General features: G+C 60.0%; 3 protein-coding genes. All 3 read right to left on the bottom strand.

Annotated features, from left to right (window positions below; genetic code table 11):
• Positions 1–209, bottom strand: a 209-nt coding sequence (locus E5W87_RS10650) for a hypothetical protein (RefSeq protein WP_292396795.1), incomplete at its 3' end; no start/stop codon positions are given.
• Between the two features lie 412 nt (positions 210–621).
• A complete protein-coding gene (gene rpsO / locus E5W87_RS10645; RefSeq protein WP_006337962.1) occupies positions 622–891 on the bottom strand; it encodes a 30S ribosomal protein S15 in 270 nt (89 codons plus the stop codon).
• A gap of 183 nt (positions 892–1,074) precedes the next feature.
• The gene (gene corA, locus E5W87_RS10640) at positions 1,075–2,151 is read right to left on the bottom strand and encodes a magnesium/cobalt transporter CorA (RefSeq protein ID WP_292396769.1); all 1,077 of its coding nucleotides are present in this window, start codon (positions 2,149–2,151) and stop codon (positions 1,075–1,077) included.

Genomic DNA, 2,151 nt, shown 5'->3' with positions numbered 1-2,151 from the left:
GCGGCATAGGTCTTTTCCTGGTAGTTGACGGTCAGCGGGAAGAAATCGAGGCCGGGCTTCGGCTCCTTCATCGAAACGACGGTGGCGAGAACCTTGGTTTCGCCGTAGGTGGCGAGCACTGCGCCGTCAGCCTGGCGCGCGATCTTGCCGGTTTCGAGGATGAGCGGGCGGCCGCCCCATTCGATTTCCACTTTGTGGTGATTGAACATGTCTTGTCCTTCATATGCGGAAAGGGCCGCGCCGTTTCACCGTGCGCGAATGCCCCTTCCCCTTGGCTTCGTTTCTCGGGCAGCCACGGGCAAGACAACGGGAAGCTCGGGTAAATCCGGCGCGATTGCCGCGCGAGCGTCCTGCAATCCTGCCCCATGACCGTCCATGGGCGGTTTCGAAAGGCCCTGTGCTATTTCGAAACCGGGTCTGGCCAATCGATCCGACTGGCCTTGCGCATGATCCCGAAAACCGCGGCCTTCGGAAGGCACCATGCGCAAATTCAATTTTCAGAGCGTCCCTTTGTGCGTCCAGGTGACACACGGCGCCCTACTTTCTGATTGGAGCACCGGATAAATCCGATGCTCCAATGCGCGACCGGCGGGCTCTCGAAAGAACCCGCCGGTCAATTCGTCAACGGCGCAGACCGAGCTTCTCGATCAGCGTCTGATAGCGCGCGTCATCCTTACGCTTGAGATAATCAAGCAGGCTGCGGCGCTGGGAGACGAGAGCAAGCAGACCACGGCGGGAATGGTTATCCTTCTTGTGGTCCTTGAAATGGTCGGTCAGGTTCTTGATGCGCTCGGAAAGGATGGCCACCTGGACTTCCGGAGACCCGGTATCGCCCTTGGCGGTTGCGAATTCACCCATCAATTCTTTTTTGCGCTCGGCAGTAATCGACATCGTGTTTTTCCTTATCTGTTTGAGGAAACGGGACGCCCTCGGCCGGGATGTCGTCCAGCAGGGGCCGGTACAAGCAACGTGTCATTGCACGATGCTGCGGCGCATATAGTGCAATTCCCCAGAAAACACCAGCCCAATTCACAAGCCGGCTTCTTGCTGCACAAACGAAGATTTCCCCTTCCGCTAAAGCCATTTCTTCCATCTGAAGAAGGCGACAAGCCCGAGCGCGATAAGGGCCATGAACACGAGCGCCGCCGGATAGCCGTATTGGGCCTTCAGCTCCGGCATGTTCCATGGCGAGCTTTCGGGGTCGAAGTTCATGCCCCAGACGCCGACGAGAAAGGTGAGCGGGATGAAAATTGCCGAAACGATCGTCAGGACGCTGATGACGTCGCTGGTGCGCGCCTGGCTCAGCGAAAGATGCATCTCGATCAGGCCGGTCAGCATATCGCGCTGGGTTTCGACCAGTTCGATGAGCCTGAGCGAGTGATCGAGCGTGTCGTTCAGGAAAACCTTGGTCTCGGCCTTCACATAGGGCACGTCGTTGCGGATCAGCGTGGCCAGCGCATCGCGCATCGGCCAAAGCACCCCCTTCAGCACATTGGCGTCGCGCCGCAACTCGTGAAGCCGCCGCATCTGGTGCTTGTCCGCCGCGCGCAGCATCTGGTCCTCGATGCTGTCGACCAATTCGCCGGCAGTCTCGATCGGCGGGAAATAGCTGTCGACGATGGCATCGATCAACGCATAGGCGAGATAGTCTGCGCCGCGTGCGCGCAACCGGTTGGGCATCGAGCTTTCGATGCGCTTGCGCACGGGATCGAACGGATCGCCTTCCCGCTCTTGGAAGGTGACGACGAAGTTCTTGCCGAAGAAAACGGCGATCTGCTCGTAACGATGCGCGGTGACGTCGTCGATCATCCTGACGACGACGAAGGCATGGTCCTCGAAGAAGTCCACCTTCGGCCGCTGGCCGGTGTTGACGACATCTTCCAGCGCCAGCGGGTGCAGGCTGAAAATCCGGCCGATCTCCTCGATCAGCGGGATGTTGGCGAGACCGGTACAGTCGAGCCAGATGACCGGCCATGTGTCGCAATTGGCTTTGACATCGTCGATGCTGGCATCTTCGATCGTCTCGAATTTGTCGGGCGACATCAGCGTCAGTCGCAGTTCGCTGCGCCGCGCCGCCGGGTCGGCGATCAGCGTGCCCGGCGATGCGCCGACCGGCGGCCGCCGTGCCGTCACCGGCGCCCGCTTCTTGAT

Source organism: Mesorhizobium sp., assembly GCF_004962925.1.
Lineage (GTDB): Bacteria > Pseudomonadota > Alphaproteobacteria > Rhizobiales > Rhizobiaceae > Mesorhizobium.
This window is presented reverse-complemented; position numbering and strand designations above follow the sequence as displayed.